The sequence below is a fragment of the Bradyrhizobium sp. 179 genome, assembly GCF_023073535.1.
In the GTDB taxonomy this organism is placed as follows: Bacteria; Pseudomonadota; Alphaproteobacteria; order Rhizobiales; family Xanthobacteraceae; genus Bradyrhizobium.
The window spans coordinates 57,853-70,603 of the sequence record NZ_JADPJR010000130.1; the positions used below are offsets into that span (position 1 = coordinate 57,853).

The 12,751-nt window shown below is 64.6% G+C and carries 13 protein-coding genes and 1 pseudogene; 13 read left to right on the forward strand and 1 reads right to left on the reverse strand.

The window, feature by feature from the left end:
- Positions 1 to 2: 2 nt before the first annotated feature.
- Positions 3 to 372, reverse strand: a pseudogene (locus tag IVB12_RS29355) (GFA family protein).
- A 272-nt stretch (positions 373 to 644) separates the two neighbouring features.
- On the opposite strand from IVB12_RS29355, the gene IVB12_RS29360 reads away from it, so the two are divergent.
- The 13 genes from IVB12_RS29360 to IVB12_RS29420 all read left to right on the forward strand — a co-directional run bounded on the left by IVB12_RS29360 (position 645) and on the right by IVB12_RS29420 (position 12,736).
- Entirely contained in the window at positions 645 to 1,385 is a 741-nt protein-coding gene (locus tag IVB12_RS29360; RefSeq protein ID WP_247304310.1) for a FadR/GntR family transcriptional regulator, read from the forward strand.
- A gap of 9 nt (positions 1,386 to 1,394) precedes the next feature.
- On the forward strand, positions 1,395 to 2,351 hold the full coding sequence (locus tag IVB12_RS29365; protein ID WP_346657728.1) for an NAD(P)-dependent oxidoreductase: 957 nt from the start codon (positions 1,395 to 1,397) through the stop codon (positions 2,349 to 2,351).
- A gap of 10 nt (positions 2,352 to 2,361) precedes the next feature.
- Entirely contained in the window at positions 2,362 to 3,045 is a 684-nt protein-coding gene (locus IVB12_RS29370) for an amino acid ABC transporter permease (protein WP_247281635.1), read from the forward strand.
- 7 nt (positions 3,046 to 3,052) lie between these two features.
- Positions 3,053 to 3,721, forward strand: coding sequence for an amino acid ABC transporter permease (locus IVB12_RS29375; RefSeq protein WP_247304314.1), 669 nt, complete (start codon positions 3,053 to 3,055; stop codon positions 3,719 to 3,721).
- Between the two features lies 1 nt (position 3,722).
- Positions 3,723 to 4,481 carry an amino acid ABC transporter ATP-binding protein gene (locus tag IVB12_RS29380; protein ID WP_247304316.1) on the forward strand — a complete coding sequence of 253 codons (759 nt, stop codon included), beginning with the start codon at positions 3,723 to 3,725 and terminating at the stop codon, positions 4,479 to 4,481.
- Between the two features lie 20 nt (positions 4,482 to 4,501).
- Positions 4,502 to 5,293, forward strand: coding sequence for a transporter substrate-binding domain-containing protein (locus IVB12_RS29385; protein WP_247304318.1), 792 nt, complete (start codon positions 4,502 to 4,504; stop codon positions 5,291 to 5,293).
- A gap of 68 nt (positions 5,294 to 5,361) precedes the next feature.
- Positions 5,362 to 5,808 (forward strand): ribose 5-phosphate isomerase B, encoded by a 447-nt coding sequence (gene rpiB / locus IVB12_RS29390; protein ID WP_247304320.1) that lies wholly within the window; start codon positions 5,362 to 5,364, stop codon positions 5,806 to 5,808.
- 262 nt (positions 5,809 to 6,070) lie between these two features.
- A complete protein-coding gene (locus tag IVB12_RS29395; RefSeq protein ID WP_247304322.1) occupies positions 6,071 to 6,799 on the forward strand; it encodes a sulfite exporter TauE/SafE family protein in 729 nt (242 codons plus the stop codon).
- Between the two features lie 18 nt (positions 6,800 to 6,817).
- Complete coding sequence (radA, locus tag IVB12_RS29400; protein ID WP_247304324.1) at positions 6,818 to 8,263, forward strand: DNA repair protein RadA; 1,446 nt, start codon at positions 6,818 to 6,820, stop codon at positions 8,261 to 8,263.
- 168 nt (positions 8,264 to 8,431) lie between these two features.
- Positions 8,432 to 9,061 carry a CvpA family protein gene (locus IVB12_RS29405; RefSeq protein WP_018317599.1) on the forward strand — a complete coding sequence of 210 codons (630 nt, stop codon included), beginning with the start codon at positions 8,432 to 8,434 and terminating at the stop codon, positions 9,059 to 9,061.
- 27 nt (positions 9,062 to 9,088) lie between these two features.
- Positions 9,089 to 10,612 (forward strand): amidophosphoribosyltransferase, encoded by a 1,524-nt coding sequence (gene purF / locus IVB12_RS29410; protein WP_247281643.1) that lies wholly within the window; start codon positions 9,089 to 9,091, stop codon positions 10,610 to 10,612.
- Positions 10,613 to 10,767: 155 nt separating this feature from the next.
- Entirely contained in the window at positions 10,768 to 11,508 is a 741-nt protein-coding gene (locus IVB12_RS29415) for an SDR family NAD(P)-dependent oxidoreductase (protein WP_247304327.1), read from the forward strand.
- A gap of 79 nt (positions 11,509 to 11,587) precedes the next feature.
- Positions 11,588 to 12,736 (forward strand): hypothetical protein, encoded by a 1,149-nt coding sequence (locus IVB12_RS29420; protein WP_247304329.1) that lies wholly within the window; start codon positions 11,588 to 11,590, stop codon positions 12,734 to 12,736.
- Positions 12,737 to 12,751: the final 15 nt, after the last annotated feature.

The window sequence follows — 12,751 nt, forward strand, 5'->3', positions numbered from 1 at the left end:
CCTCACCACAGATTCCTGCCGTCGATCACGTTCACGGGTAAGGCGTCCAGATCGAAATCGTCGAACAGGCGCGCATTCACGGCGACCTTGGGATTTTCGAAATCGGGCTTGCCCGTCGACCAGTCCGGCGATTCCGAATAGGTGCCGCAGCCGCAATTCGCGCAGAAGTGATGTTTGACAGAGCGGCTGCCCCAGAGATTAGGTCGCGACGTTGTCGGGGGGCGACAGCAGGCGGAACTGGGCCGGCGTGTAATAGGCCCATAGCGCGCCGCGCTTGGTGCAGAGCGTGCAGGTGCAGCGCGTCACGCTCGACGGCGCTTCCGTCACCTCGAACACCGTCTCACCGCAATGACAGCTTGCCTCGATCGGCATGACCTCTCTCCGTTTTGTCAGGACATGGTCGTAGCCGGCCGCTGCTGCCAACATGCTGTCAGCAGCCTCGCCAATGGATTTCAAACCCACACGGATGGCGGTCTTCCGGTCGCTCCAACACAAACATGGAAAACAACCCCATGCACAGTAGCCGACCCCTGTCCGCTCAATAGGTTACGCGCATTCCGAATTCGATTTGGTTCAAGAGCCTCTTGACCTCAGCGGTGCTGGTTATCATACTGGTCTGACCAAGATCAGACCAAGAGACCGGGATGGAGCTCAAGCGGGCGGCTGAAGGCGAAAAAGGGTTCGAGAAGGTGTTCGCCTTCTTGCGCGAGCGCCTGCTGGCGGGCTCGCTCAAGCCCGGCGACCGGCTGATTTCCGAACGCGAGCTGGCGACCCTGCTCGGGGTCAGCCGGCCGATTGTCCGCGAAGCGCTGCGGGCCCTGACCGTCCTCGGCATCGTCGAGATCCGCCACCGCATCGGCACCGTGGTGACGCGGCCGGACGTCTCCGTGTTGAATGATTTCTTCACCTTTGCGCTGGCCCAACAGGCGGACATGCTCGATGACGTCATGCAGGCCCGCGTAGCGATCGAATGCCAGGCGATCAGGCTGGCCTGCGAACGCGCCAACATAGCCGATTTCGAACGTCTCCAACGCGCGCTGGCAAAAATCGGAGAAACAATCGACGAGGCGGATGCCGGCGGCATGGCCGACTTCGACTTCCATCGCGCCATTGTCGTCGCCTCGCATTCGGAGACGTTGTCGGTTCTACACAGTTCGATGGGGGGCCTGCTGACGCATTCGCACCGCAGCCGCCGCGAGTTGGTCCAGGCCTTCCCGTCGATGAAGACGTATCTGATCGATGATCACCGGCGCATCTTCGAAGCGGTCATTGCACGTGATCCGGAGCGCGCAGATGCGACGCTGCGCAAGCATTTTGCCATCGGCGACGAATACCGGCGGCGCGCCGTTGCCGGCGACATCGACAAGGCCAGCGCCTCAGGCTGATCGCGGCCAATCGATCAAGAAGCCAATCAAGCAAGAAACCAATCAAGCAAGAAACGGACTGACACCATGGGACGGAACGACAAGGGCAATGTCGGCTTCATCGGCATCGGCACGATGGGACGCGAGATGGTGCGCAACCTGCTGGCGGCCGGCCACGCGGTTCGCGTCTTCGATCTGAACGAAGCCGCGCTGGCGGAAAGCCTCAAGGAAGGTGCGACCCGCACCGACAGCCCCGCCGAGGCCGCGCAAGGCGCCGACATCGTCATCACCATGCTGCCCGACACGCCCCATGTCGAGGCGACGATTTACGGCGACCACGGCCTCCTGGAGTCCCCTCCTCCCGGCAAGCTGATCGTCGACATGAGCACGATCTCGCCGGTCGCCGTCCGTCGTATCCATGCCGAGCTGCAAAAAGCCGGCGTCGGCTTCATCGACGCGCCGGTCTCGGGCGGGCCTGTGGGCGCCAAGAACGCTGCGCTCTCGATCATGGCCGGTGGCGATGCTGAAGCCTTTGCCAAAGCCGAGCCGTTCTTCCGTGCGATGGGCACGACCATCACGCATGTCGGAGCCTCCGGCGCTGGCCAGACCGTCAAACTCTGCAACCAGCTGATCTGCGGCATCAACATCCAGGCCATTTGCGAGGCGCTTGCGCTCGGGCGCGCCTCCGGGGTCGATCTCAACCTGCTGCGTCGGGTGCTGCTCGGCGGCTCGGCGGCCTCGTGGATGCTCGACAAGCTCGGCCCGTCCATGATCGAGGGCGACGTCGGCGCCGGCTTCCGCATCGACCTGATGCTGAAAGACCTGCGCCTGGTGCAGGAGCACGCGCAGGCGCTGAACGTGCCGCTGCCCGGCACTGCGCTCGTCACCAGTCAATATGTCGATGCGCGCGCGCATGGCGAAGGCAGCTACGGCAACCAGGCGCTGTTCCGTGTCTATGACCGCATGACCAACCAGGTGACGGGCTGAACTCGATACGATGACCCTCCAACTCGACTTTCCCGCAGTGCTGGAGCGCTGGCCAAGTTTTCTGGCCGGCGCCGCGCTCACGTTGGAGTTGGCATTCTTCGCGACCGTGCTCGGCGCCCTGCTCGGAACGCTTGCGGCGGTCGGGCGCGGCACGCACAACGCGCTGATCGCGGGCGCCTGCAAGGTCTATGTCGAGACCATCCGCAACACCCCACTGCTCGTGCAGATCTTCCTGGTTTATTTCGGCCTCGCCAGCCTTGGCCTAAAATACTCCGCCTTCACCGTGGCGGTGGCCGCGCTGACCATCAATGTCGGCGCCTATACCGCCGAGATCATGCGGGCCGGCTTTGAGGCGATCCCGCGCGGACAGATCGAGGCCGCCGAAGGGCTGGCACTGTCGCGCCTCCAGATCTACTGGCACATCATCCTGCTGCCCGCGATCGAGAAGGTCTATCCGGCGCTGACCAGCCAATTCGTGCTGCTGATGCTGGCCTCCTCGGTCTGCTCGCAGATCTCGGCCGAGGAGCTCACCGCAGTCGCGAACTACATCCAGTCGGACACCTATCGCGCCTTCGAGACCTACATCATCGTGGCCGTGCTCTACGTCATCCTGTCGTTGGTGATGCGCGCGGGCTTCTGGGGCCTCGGCCTCGTGCTGTTTCCGCGCCGGCGCCGGCTCGGCACGCCGTTGTGAGATGACCATGGGCGGACATCTCAACATCAATCATCTGATGTTCCTCGGCCAGGGCGCGCTGTGGACGATCGGATTGTCCATGATCGCGCTGATCGGCGGCGGCATCGTCGGCTTCGTGATTGCGCTGGCGCGGATCTCGCCGCTCAAATCGGTGCGGATCGCCAGTGCCGTCTATGTCCAGCTCGTCCAGGGCACGCCGCTGCTCGTCATTCTGTTCCTCGGCTATTTCGGCTTGGCCGCCATCGGCCTGAAGGTCTCGCCGCTCGCCGCGGCCGGCGCCTCGCTGACGCTCTATGTTGCCGCCTATCTCGGCGAGATCTGGCGCGGCTGCATCGAGTCCGTGCCGAAGCCGCAATGGGAAGCTGCCGAAGGCCTGGCGCTGAGCCGGACCCAGCGCATGATCAAGGTGATCCTGCCGCAGGCGATCCGCATCGCGACGCCTCCGACCGTCGGCTTCATGGTGCAGATCATCAAGAACACCTCGCTCGCCTCCGTCGTTGGCTTCGTCGAGCTGATGCGCTCGGGCCAGATCGTCAACAACTCGCTGTTCGAGCCGTTCGCCATCTACGCCATCATCGCCGCCACCTACTTCGCCATGTGCTATCCCCTGTCGCTGTTCAGCCAGAGGCTGGAACGGCGGATGGGGTATGGCAGGTCCAACCTCGCGCCGGCCTGACATGCAACAAAACGCCCTCTCCTCCGAGCCCATCGTGTCGCTCCGCGACGTCCAGAAAAGCTTTGGCCCGCTGCGGGTGCTCGACGGCGTCTCCTTTGCCGTCGAACGCGGCGAGGTGCTGGCGCTGATCGGGCGCTCCGGCTCTGGCAAGAGCACGGCGCTGCGCTGCATCGACCGCTTCGAGAAGGTGGACGGCGGCGAGATCGTCGTCTGCGGACACAGGGTCGACCGGCCGGACGTCGATCTGCGTGCGCTGCGCCAGGACGTCGGCATCGTGTTCCAGAGCTACAATCTGTTTCCGCACCTCACGATCGAGCAGAACATCACGCTCGCGCCGTGCGCCGTGAAGGGCCTGACCGCTTCGCAAGCCAAGGACCTCGCGCGAAAAGTGCTCGCACAGGTCGGGCTCGAGGAGAAACTGCATGCCTATCCCGAACAGCTCTCCGGCGGCCAGCAGCAGCGCGCCGCGATCGCCCGTTCGCTCGCGATGCAGCCGAAGGTGATGCTGTTCGACGAGGTCACCTCCGCGCTCGATCCGGAGCTCACCGGCGAAGTGCTGAAAGTGATCGAGCAGCTCGCGGCTGATGGCATGACCATGGTGATGGTCACCCACGAGATGGGCTTTGCCAAAGGCATCGCCGACCGGATCGTCTTCATGCATCGCGGCAAGGTCCACGAGACCGGGCCGGCCTCGATCCTGACGTCGCCGGCAACGCCCGAGCTCATGCAATTCGTGGGCACTGGAAACCTGAAATCATAACAGGAGAGGAGAACCAAAGGATGACAAACAGGACATTGCTGGGGGCGGCCGCGCTGTGCTGCCTCGTCATGATATCGGCCGCGCCGGCATCTGCCGATCTGCTCGACGACATCACGAAGGCGAAGAAAATCCGCATCTCGACGGACCTTGCCATCCCGCCGTCGGGCATGATGGATTCCACGATGAAGCCAACCGGCTCCGACGTCGAAGTCGCCCAGCTGCTCGCCAAGGATTGGGGGCTCGAGCTGGAATTCATCCAGACCACCGGCGCGACCCGCATCCCCAACGTCCTGACCGGCAAGGCCGACATCATCATCTCGACCCTGTCGGTGACGCCGGACCGCGCCAAGGTGATCGACTTCACCAAGCGCTATGCGACGCTGCAATCCGATATCGGCTGCCTGAAATCGTCGGCCGTCAAGGACTGGCCCGACCTGAAGGACAAGCCGATCGGCGTCTCGCGCGGCACCACGCAGGACACGACGCTGTCCAACATGAAGGACAAGGACCTCAAGATCGCCCGCTACGACGACGATGCCACGATGGTGACGGCGGCCGTCTCCGGCCAGGTCGACTGCGTCGCCTCGTCCGCGACGATCATCAACCAGATCGGGGTGAAGAACCCCTCGCGGGTGTTCGAGTCCAGGATTCCGCTGGCGACCTTCGACCTCGCCATCGGCCTGAAGAAGGGCGAGCAGCGCCTGATGGACAAGCTCAACGCCTGGATCACCGAGAACGTCAAGAACGGCAAGCTCAACGCGATCTACAAGAAATTCCACGGCGTCGAACTGCCGCCCGACATGCGCAGCTGAATCAAACGGACAATCGTGACAGCCGCATACGGCTGTCACGATCAATGCAAGATCAAGAAGGATATTACATGCGTCTCGTCATCGGATCCGACCACGCCGGCTGGCCGCTCAAGCGGACCGTCATCGATCACATCCGCAAGCTCGGCCACGACGTTATCGACGTCGGCTCCTATGACGACAAGCCGGTGGACTTCCCCGACATCGCGCGCGCCGTGGCGCAGAAGGTGACTTCGGGCGAAGCCGCGCGCGGCATCATGGTGTGCGGCACCGGCGTCGGCGCCTCGATCGCGGCCAACAAGATGAAGGGCATCCGCGCCGCGGTGTGCCATGACGTCCATTCCGCCCATCAGAGCGTCGAGCACGACGACGTCAACGTCATGTGCATCGGCGCGCAGATCGTCGGCGCCTGGCTCGCCGTGGATCTCGTGTCCTCCTACCTCTCGGCCGAATTCTCGACCGACGAGGATTTCCGCCGCCGCGTGGAGAAGCTGCGCGTCATGGACGAGCAAGGCTGACCGCCTCTCCATGACCCTGGTGTTCGGTCGTCGGCCGATACGAAGCGGTCGGCGATACCTTTGTCGGCGCATTCGCAGCCATGCTCAGGGAAAGCGTGTCGCTGCAGCGCGCTCGTGGTAAGCTGCGAAGCCGCGGCATTGAAATGTCTCAAAGCCGGCGGCCAGACCGGCATGTCGATGCGTAGCGCGATCGGTTCCCTCGCCTCACGGATCGCCCATATCGCTGGGCGCGGCTAAACTCTCCCGATTCGGGGAGCCCATTTTGGCCTTTCTCTTCGTCCTCAGCGTCGGCCTCATCGCCGGCACCATCTCCGGCGTCGTCGGCACCGGCTCGTCGATCATGCTGATGCCGGTGCTGGTCTATGCCTATGGGCCGAAGGAAGCCGTGCCGATCATGGCGGTGGCCTCCGTGATGGCGAACTTTGCGCGGATTTTGGCGTGGTGGCGCGAGGTCGACTGGCGGGCTTGCGCGGCCTATTCGGTGACGGGCATTCCGGCGGCAGCGCTCGGCGCACGGACGCTGCTGGCGCTGCCCGCGCACGCGGTCGATCTCACCATCGGCATCTTCCTGATCGCGATGGTTCCGGTGCGGCACTGGTTGGCGCGGCACGACCTGAAGGCCAATCTGTGGCATCTCGCGATCGGCGGTGCCGTCATCGGCTATCTCACCGGCATCGTGGTCTCGACTGGCCCGCTCAGCGTGCCCTTGTTTCTGTTTTACGGGCTCAGCAAGGGCGCGTTCCTCGCGACTGAAGCCGCCTCGTCGCTTGGCCTCTATTTCGCGAAATCCGTGACGTTCGAGCGCTTCGGCGCCCTGACCGGCGAGGTCTTTGTCAAGGGCCTGATCGCGGGCGCCTCGCTGATGTCGGGCGCCTTCGTCGCGAAGCGTTTCGTGCTGCACCTGAAGCCGGAGATGTTTCGCCTGCTGATGGACGCGATCATGGTCGCGGCCGGGCTCTCCATGCTATGGAACGCGACTCAATCTCCTTGAGCACGAATCGCTATCTCCATGGCCAAGACCACCCTCTCTTTCGTCTGCCAGAACTGCGGCGCGGCCTATAATCGCTGGCAGGGCAAGTGCGAGTCCTGCGGCGAGTGGAACACGCTGGCCGAGGAGGACACCAGCGGCAGCGTGCCGGTGTCGATCCGCTCCAAACGCAAGGGACGGACGTTTGCGCTGGAGAGCCTTGCCGGAAGAAGCCCGGATGCGCCGCGTCTGTCGTCAGGGATGACCGAGCTCGACCGCGTCACCGGCGGCGGGTTCGTCCGCGGCTCGGTGCTGCTGGTCGGCGGCGATCCCGGCATCGGCAAATCCACCCTGCTGACGCAGGCGACCAGCCTGCTGGCGCGCGCCGGCCACCGCGTCGTCTACATCTCCGGCGAAGAGGCGGTCGCGCAGGTGCGCCTGCGCGCAGAGCGGCTTGGGCTGTCGGATGCGCCGGTGCAGCTCGCCGCCGAGACTTCGGTGGAGGACATCGTCTCGACGCTGTCGGAGGGCGCGGTGCCCCGGCTGATCGTGATCGACTCGATCCAGACGATGTGGACCGATACGGTGGAATCCGCGCCCGGCACCGTGACCCAGGTCCGTGCCTCGGCGCAGGCGCTGATCCGCTTTGCCAAGAAGACCGGTGCCGCCATCATCCTGGTCGGCCACGTCACCAAGGACGGCCAGATCGCCGGCCCCCGTGTGGTCGAGCACATGGTCGATGGCGTGATGTCGTTCGAGGGCGAAGGCTCGCAGCAGTTCCGCATCCTGCGGGCGGTGAAGAACCGGTTCGGGCCGACCGACGAGATCGGCGTATTCGAGATGACAGGCCTCGGCCTGCGCGAGGTCACCAACCCCTCCGAGCTGTTCCTGTCCGAGCGCGATCTCGGCACGCCCGGCACCGCCGTGTTCGCAGGAATCGAGGGCACAAGGCCCGTCCTGGTCGAATTGCAGGCACTCGTGGCCCCGACCTCGCTCGGCACCCCGCGCCGGGCCGTCGTCGGCTGGGACCCGAGCCGGCTCTCGATGGTGCTGGCGGTGCTGGAAGCCCATTGCGGGGTCAAGCTGTCCGGCCATGACGTCTATCTCAACGTCGCCGGCGGCTTGCGCATCAACGAGCCGGCGGCGGATCTGGCGGCTGCGGCAGCACTGGTGTCGTCGCTGGTTAATGCGCAGTTACCGACCGATGCCGTCTATTTCGGTGAGATCTCGCTGTCCGGCGTCGTCCGCCCCGTCGCGCAGACCCCAGCCCGGCTGAAGGAAGCGGCAAAACTCGGCTTCCAGCGCGCCGTGCTGCCCGAATCGGCCCGGGGTGAGACCAGCGGCGATGCCGGGTTGTCGCTGAACGCGGTCAACAGCCTGACGACATTGGTGGCCGAAATCGCCGCCCGCGGCTCGCGCCGGGGCGAATCGAACGGGCCGGCCGAGAAAAATGCCACACCGGCAAGATTCCGCCGTGGAGATGGTTAGCCGGAGGTGACGTCGGAGGCCCCCGCCGCTATACAGCCGTCACAAAAGCAGCATGGGATTGCGTGGTTGCGGCCTTGCCGGGAACGCCGTCTGCCCGTCTTTTAGGGCGGCGGCCAAACACCGATTCGCTAGAGCACCTTTGAGAGTACGAGCGGACCAGACCAGCCGATGCCAGTAACACTCCTCGACCTGATCCTGCTCGGTGTGATGCTGATTTCGGGCCTGCTCGCCATGGTCCGCGGCTTCATGCGCGAAATCCTGTCGATCGCAGCCTGGGGCGCTGCCGCGATCGTCACGCTGTACTCCTTCTCGAAGCTGCTGCCGACCGCCAAGACCTATTTCAACAACGACACTGTGGCGAGCGTGGTCGTGGTCGCCGGCGTATTCGTGGGCACCCTGGTCGTGGTCTCCGTGATCACGGTCCGAATCTCGGACATGATCCTGGATTCGCGCATCGGCGCGCTGGACCGCACGCTCGGCTTCCTGTTCGGCCTGGCTCGCGGGCTTTTGATCGTCGTGGTCGCCTTCCTGTTCTTCACCTGGCTGGTTCCAGACAAGCAGCGTCCGGACTGGGTTACAGGGGCGAAATCCCGCGTGGTGCTCCAGGGAACCGGGGATTGGCTGATGGCCCTCTTGCCCGACGACCCCGAGAACACCATCTTGAAGAGATTCAAGAAAAACAAACCAGATGATGATCAAGCTGAATCCGAGCAGCAGCCTTCGGGCAGTGGCGACGGATACAGTAAACCGGCTCGTGACAGCCTGAAAAAGCTGATCGAGAAACCTGCGGCGCGTTGATTGGCCCTAAAGAAAGGCGCGGACGAGATGCGACACCCTGACCAGGACGCCCAGCTTGATCTCGATCCAAGGGCCGGTTTGGGCCCGGCCGCTCTGGAGGTCCAGGACGATCTGGAGGGGGATACGCTGCGAGAGGAATGCGGCGTGTTCGGCATCTACGGCCACCCCGATGCCGCCGCCATCACCGCGCTCGGTCTCCACGCTCTTCAGCACCGCGGCCAGGAAGCCGCCGGCATCGTCTCCTACGACGGCAGCCGCTTTCACTCAGAACGCCGCCTCGGCCTGGTCGGCGACACCTTCTCCCGTCGCGAGGTGATCGACCGCCTGCCCGGCAATGTCGCGGTCGGCCATGTCCGCTATTCCACCACCGGCGCCACCATCCTGCGCAACGTGCAGCCGCTGTTCGCCGAGCTCAACGCCGGCGGCCTTGCGGTCGCGCATAACGGCAACCTCACCAACGGCCTGACACTGCGCCGCGAGCTCGTGAAGAACGGTGCGATGATGCAATCGACCACCGACACCGAGGTGATCCTGCATTTGGTTGCGCGCTCCAAGCGCAGCCGTTTCATCGAGCGCTATGTCGACGCGCTGCGCGAGATCGAAGGTGCCTATGCGCTGGTCTCGCTGACCAACAAGAAGCTGGTCGGCGCGCGCGATCCGCGCGGCATTCGTCCGCTCGTGCTCGGCGAGCTCGACGGCTGTCCGATCCTGACCTCGGAGACCTGCGCCCTCGACATCATCGGCGCGCGCTTCGTGCGCGACATCGAGCCCGGCGAAGTCATCGTGTTCGACGAGAACGGCCAGGACATCCACAAGCCGTTCCCGCCGATGGCACCGCGCCCCTGCATCTTCGAGTATATCTACTTCTCCCGTCCGGATTCCATCGTCCACGGCCGTTCGGTCTACGAGGTGCGCAAGAACTTCGGTGCGCAGCTCGCGCGCGAGAGCCACGTCCCGGTCGACGTCGTGGTGCCGGTGCCGGATTCCGGCGTGCCCGCGGCGGTCGGCTACAGCCAGTTCTCCGGCGTGCCGTTCGAGCTCGGCATCATCCGCAACCATTATGTCGGCCGTACCTTCATCCAGCCGACGCAGGCGATCCGCGAATCCGGCGTGCGCATGAAGCACTCGGCCAACCGCGCTGCGATCGAAGGCAAGCGCATCATCCTGATCGACGACTCGCTGGTGCGCGGCACCACCTCGAAGAAGATCGTGCGCATGATGCGCGATGCGGGTGCGACCGAAGTGCACTTCCGCCTCGCTTCGCCGCCGATCCTCTATCCCGATTATTACGGCATCGACCTGCCCGACCGCGGCGGCCTGCTCGCGGCGACGCATTCGCTGGAGGAAATGCGCGAGATCATCGGCGCCGACTCGCTCGCCTTCCTGTCGATCGACGGCATGTACCGCGCCATGGGCGAGCCGGGCCGCGACCCCGCCAATCCGAAATTCTCGGACCACTGCTTCACCGGGGCGTATCCGACCCATCTCACCGACCAGACCCAGACCGAGCCGCAGCCGCGGCAGCTCTCGCTGCTTGCCGAGGCGAGCTGACCTCCTGCTGTCATTCCGGGGCGCGCGCAGCGCGAACTATGGTGCGCAATTGCGCACCTGAGACTCGAGATTCCGGGTTCGATGCTTCGCATCGCCCCGGAATGACGACCATGCGGGGGGCTTGTCCCGGCCATCCACGCCTGTAAAACCCCGCCATGACCAAACCCCTCACCGACCGCATCGCTCTCGTCACCGGCGCCTCGCGCGGCATCGGCTATGCCACGGCACGCGCGCTGGCCAGGGCCGGCGCGCATATCGTGGCGGTGGCGCGCACGCAGGGCGGGCTGGAGGAGCTCGACGACGAGATCCGGAAAGACGGCGGCAGCGCCACCTTGGTGCCGCTCAACCTCACCGATTCCGACGGCATCGCGCGGCTGGGCGCCGGTCTGCACGAGCGCTACGGCAAGCTCGACATCCTGGTGGGCAATGCCGGCGTGCTCGGCCCGTCCTCGCCGGTCGGCCATATCGAGCTGAAGGCCTTCAACGACGTGATGGCGGTGAACGTCTCCGCGAACTTCCAGCTGATCCGCTGCATGGAGCCGCTGCTGAAGCAGTCCGATGCCGGCCGCGCCGTGTTCATCACCTCGGGTGCGGCCAACAAGGCTACCGCCTATGTGAGCCCCTACGCGGCGTCCAAGGCCGCACTGGAAACGCTGGCCCGCGCCTGGGCGCAGGAGACCGCGAACACGAAACTGCGCGTCAACCTGTTCAACCCCGGCCCGGTCCGCACCCGCATGCGCGCCACCCTGATGCCGGGTGAGGATCCGGCGACGCTCGACACGCCCGAGCAGGTGGCCGAATTGATCGTGCCGATGTGCACGCCCGACTGGACCGAGACCGGCAAGTTTTACGATTACAAGACGCGCAGACTGATGAGCTTCCGCGCGCCGGCCTGATTGACTCGGATGCCTCCCCGCGATTGACTGCCGCCGCTCAAACGGCAGCAAGCCGCAAAGCCAAAAAAGGGAGGTTGCCATGGCGCCATGGCATGATCGCGCAGGCTCTGCGCGTGCGCTCGCAAATGTCTCTCGAGCTTTCTTCGTTCTGATCGCAGCAAGCGCACTCGCGCTTCCCGTTGCCGCAACCGCCGGCGACGTCCCGACCTTCGCGGTCGATGCCTCCTGGCCAAAGCAGTTGCCGAACAATTGGATCCTCGGCCAGGTCGGCGGCATCACCGTCGACTGGCAGGGCCACATCTGGGTAATCCATCGCCCGCGCTCGCTGACCGACGACGAGAAAGGCGCGAGCCTCAATCCGCCGCGCTCGAAATGCTGCGTGTCGGCACCGCCCGTGCTCGAATTCGACAGCGATGGCAATCTGCTGCGGTCCTGGGGCGGTCCGGGCCAGGATTATGAATGGGTCGGCCGCGAGCACGGGATCGAGGTCGACGAGCGCGGCTTCGTCTGGGTCGGCGGCAATGCCGACAACGACAACGCGATCCTGAAGTTCACGCTCGATGGCAAGTTCGTCGCCCAGATCGGCAAATTCGCGCCGAGCCTCGGCAGCAACGACACCACGCAGCTTGGCAAACCCGCCGAGACTGCGATCGACAAGGAGGCAAACGAGATCTACGTCGCCGACGGCTACGGCAACCGCCGCGTCATCGTGTTCGACGCGACGACGCTCGCCTATAAGCGGCACTGGGGCGCCTATGGCAACAAGCCTGATGACGCCAAGCAGGCGCCCTACGATCCCAAGGCGCCGGTGGCCCAGCAATTCGGCAACCCGGTCCATTGCGTGAAGCTCGCCAATGACGGACTGGTTTACGTCTGCGACCGCATCAACAACCGTATCCAGGTGTTCCGGAAGGACGGCAGCTTCGTGAAGGAGTTCTTCTACGAGAAGAACACGCTCGGCAACGGCGCCGTCTGGGACATCGCGATCTGGCCTGATCCGAAGCAGAGCTATTTGCTCACTGCCGATGGCGAGAACAACGAGATCAGGGTGATCAAGCGCGAGGACGGCAGCGTGGTCGGCAGCTTCGGCCATAACGGCCGCAATGCCGGCCAATTCCACTGGGTGCACGCCATGGCGATCGACGCCAAGGGTAACGTGTATACCGCCGAGGTTGATACCGGAAAGCGCATTCAGAAATTCAGGCTGACATCGGACGCGCTCAAATAGCGTCTTGACGCATTT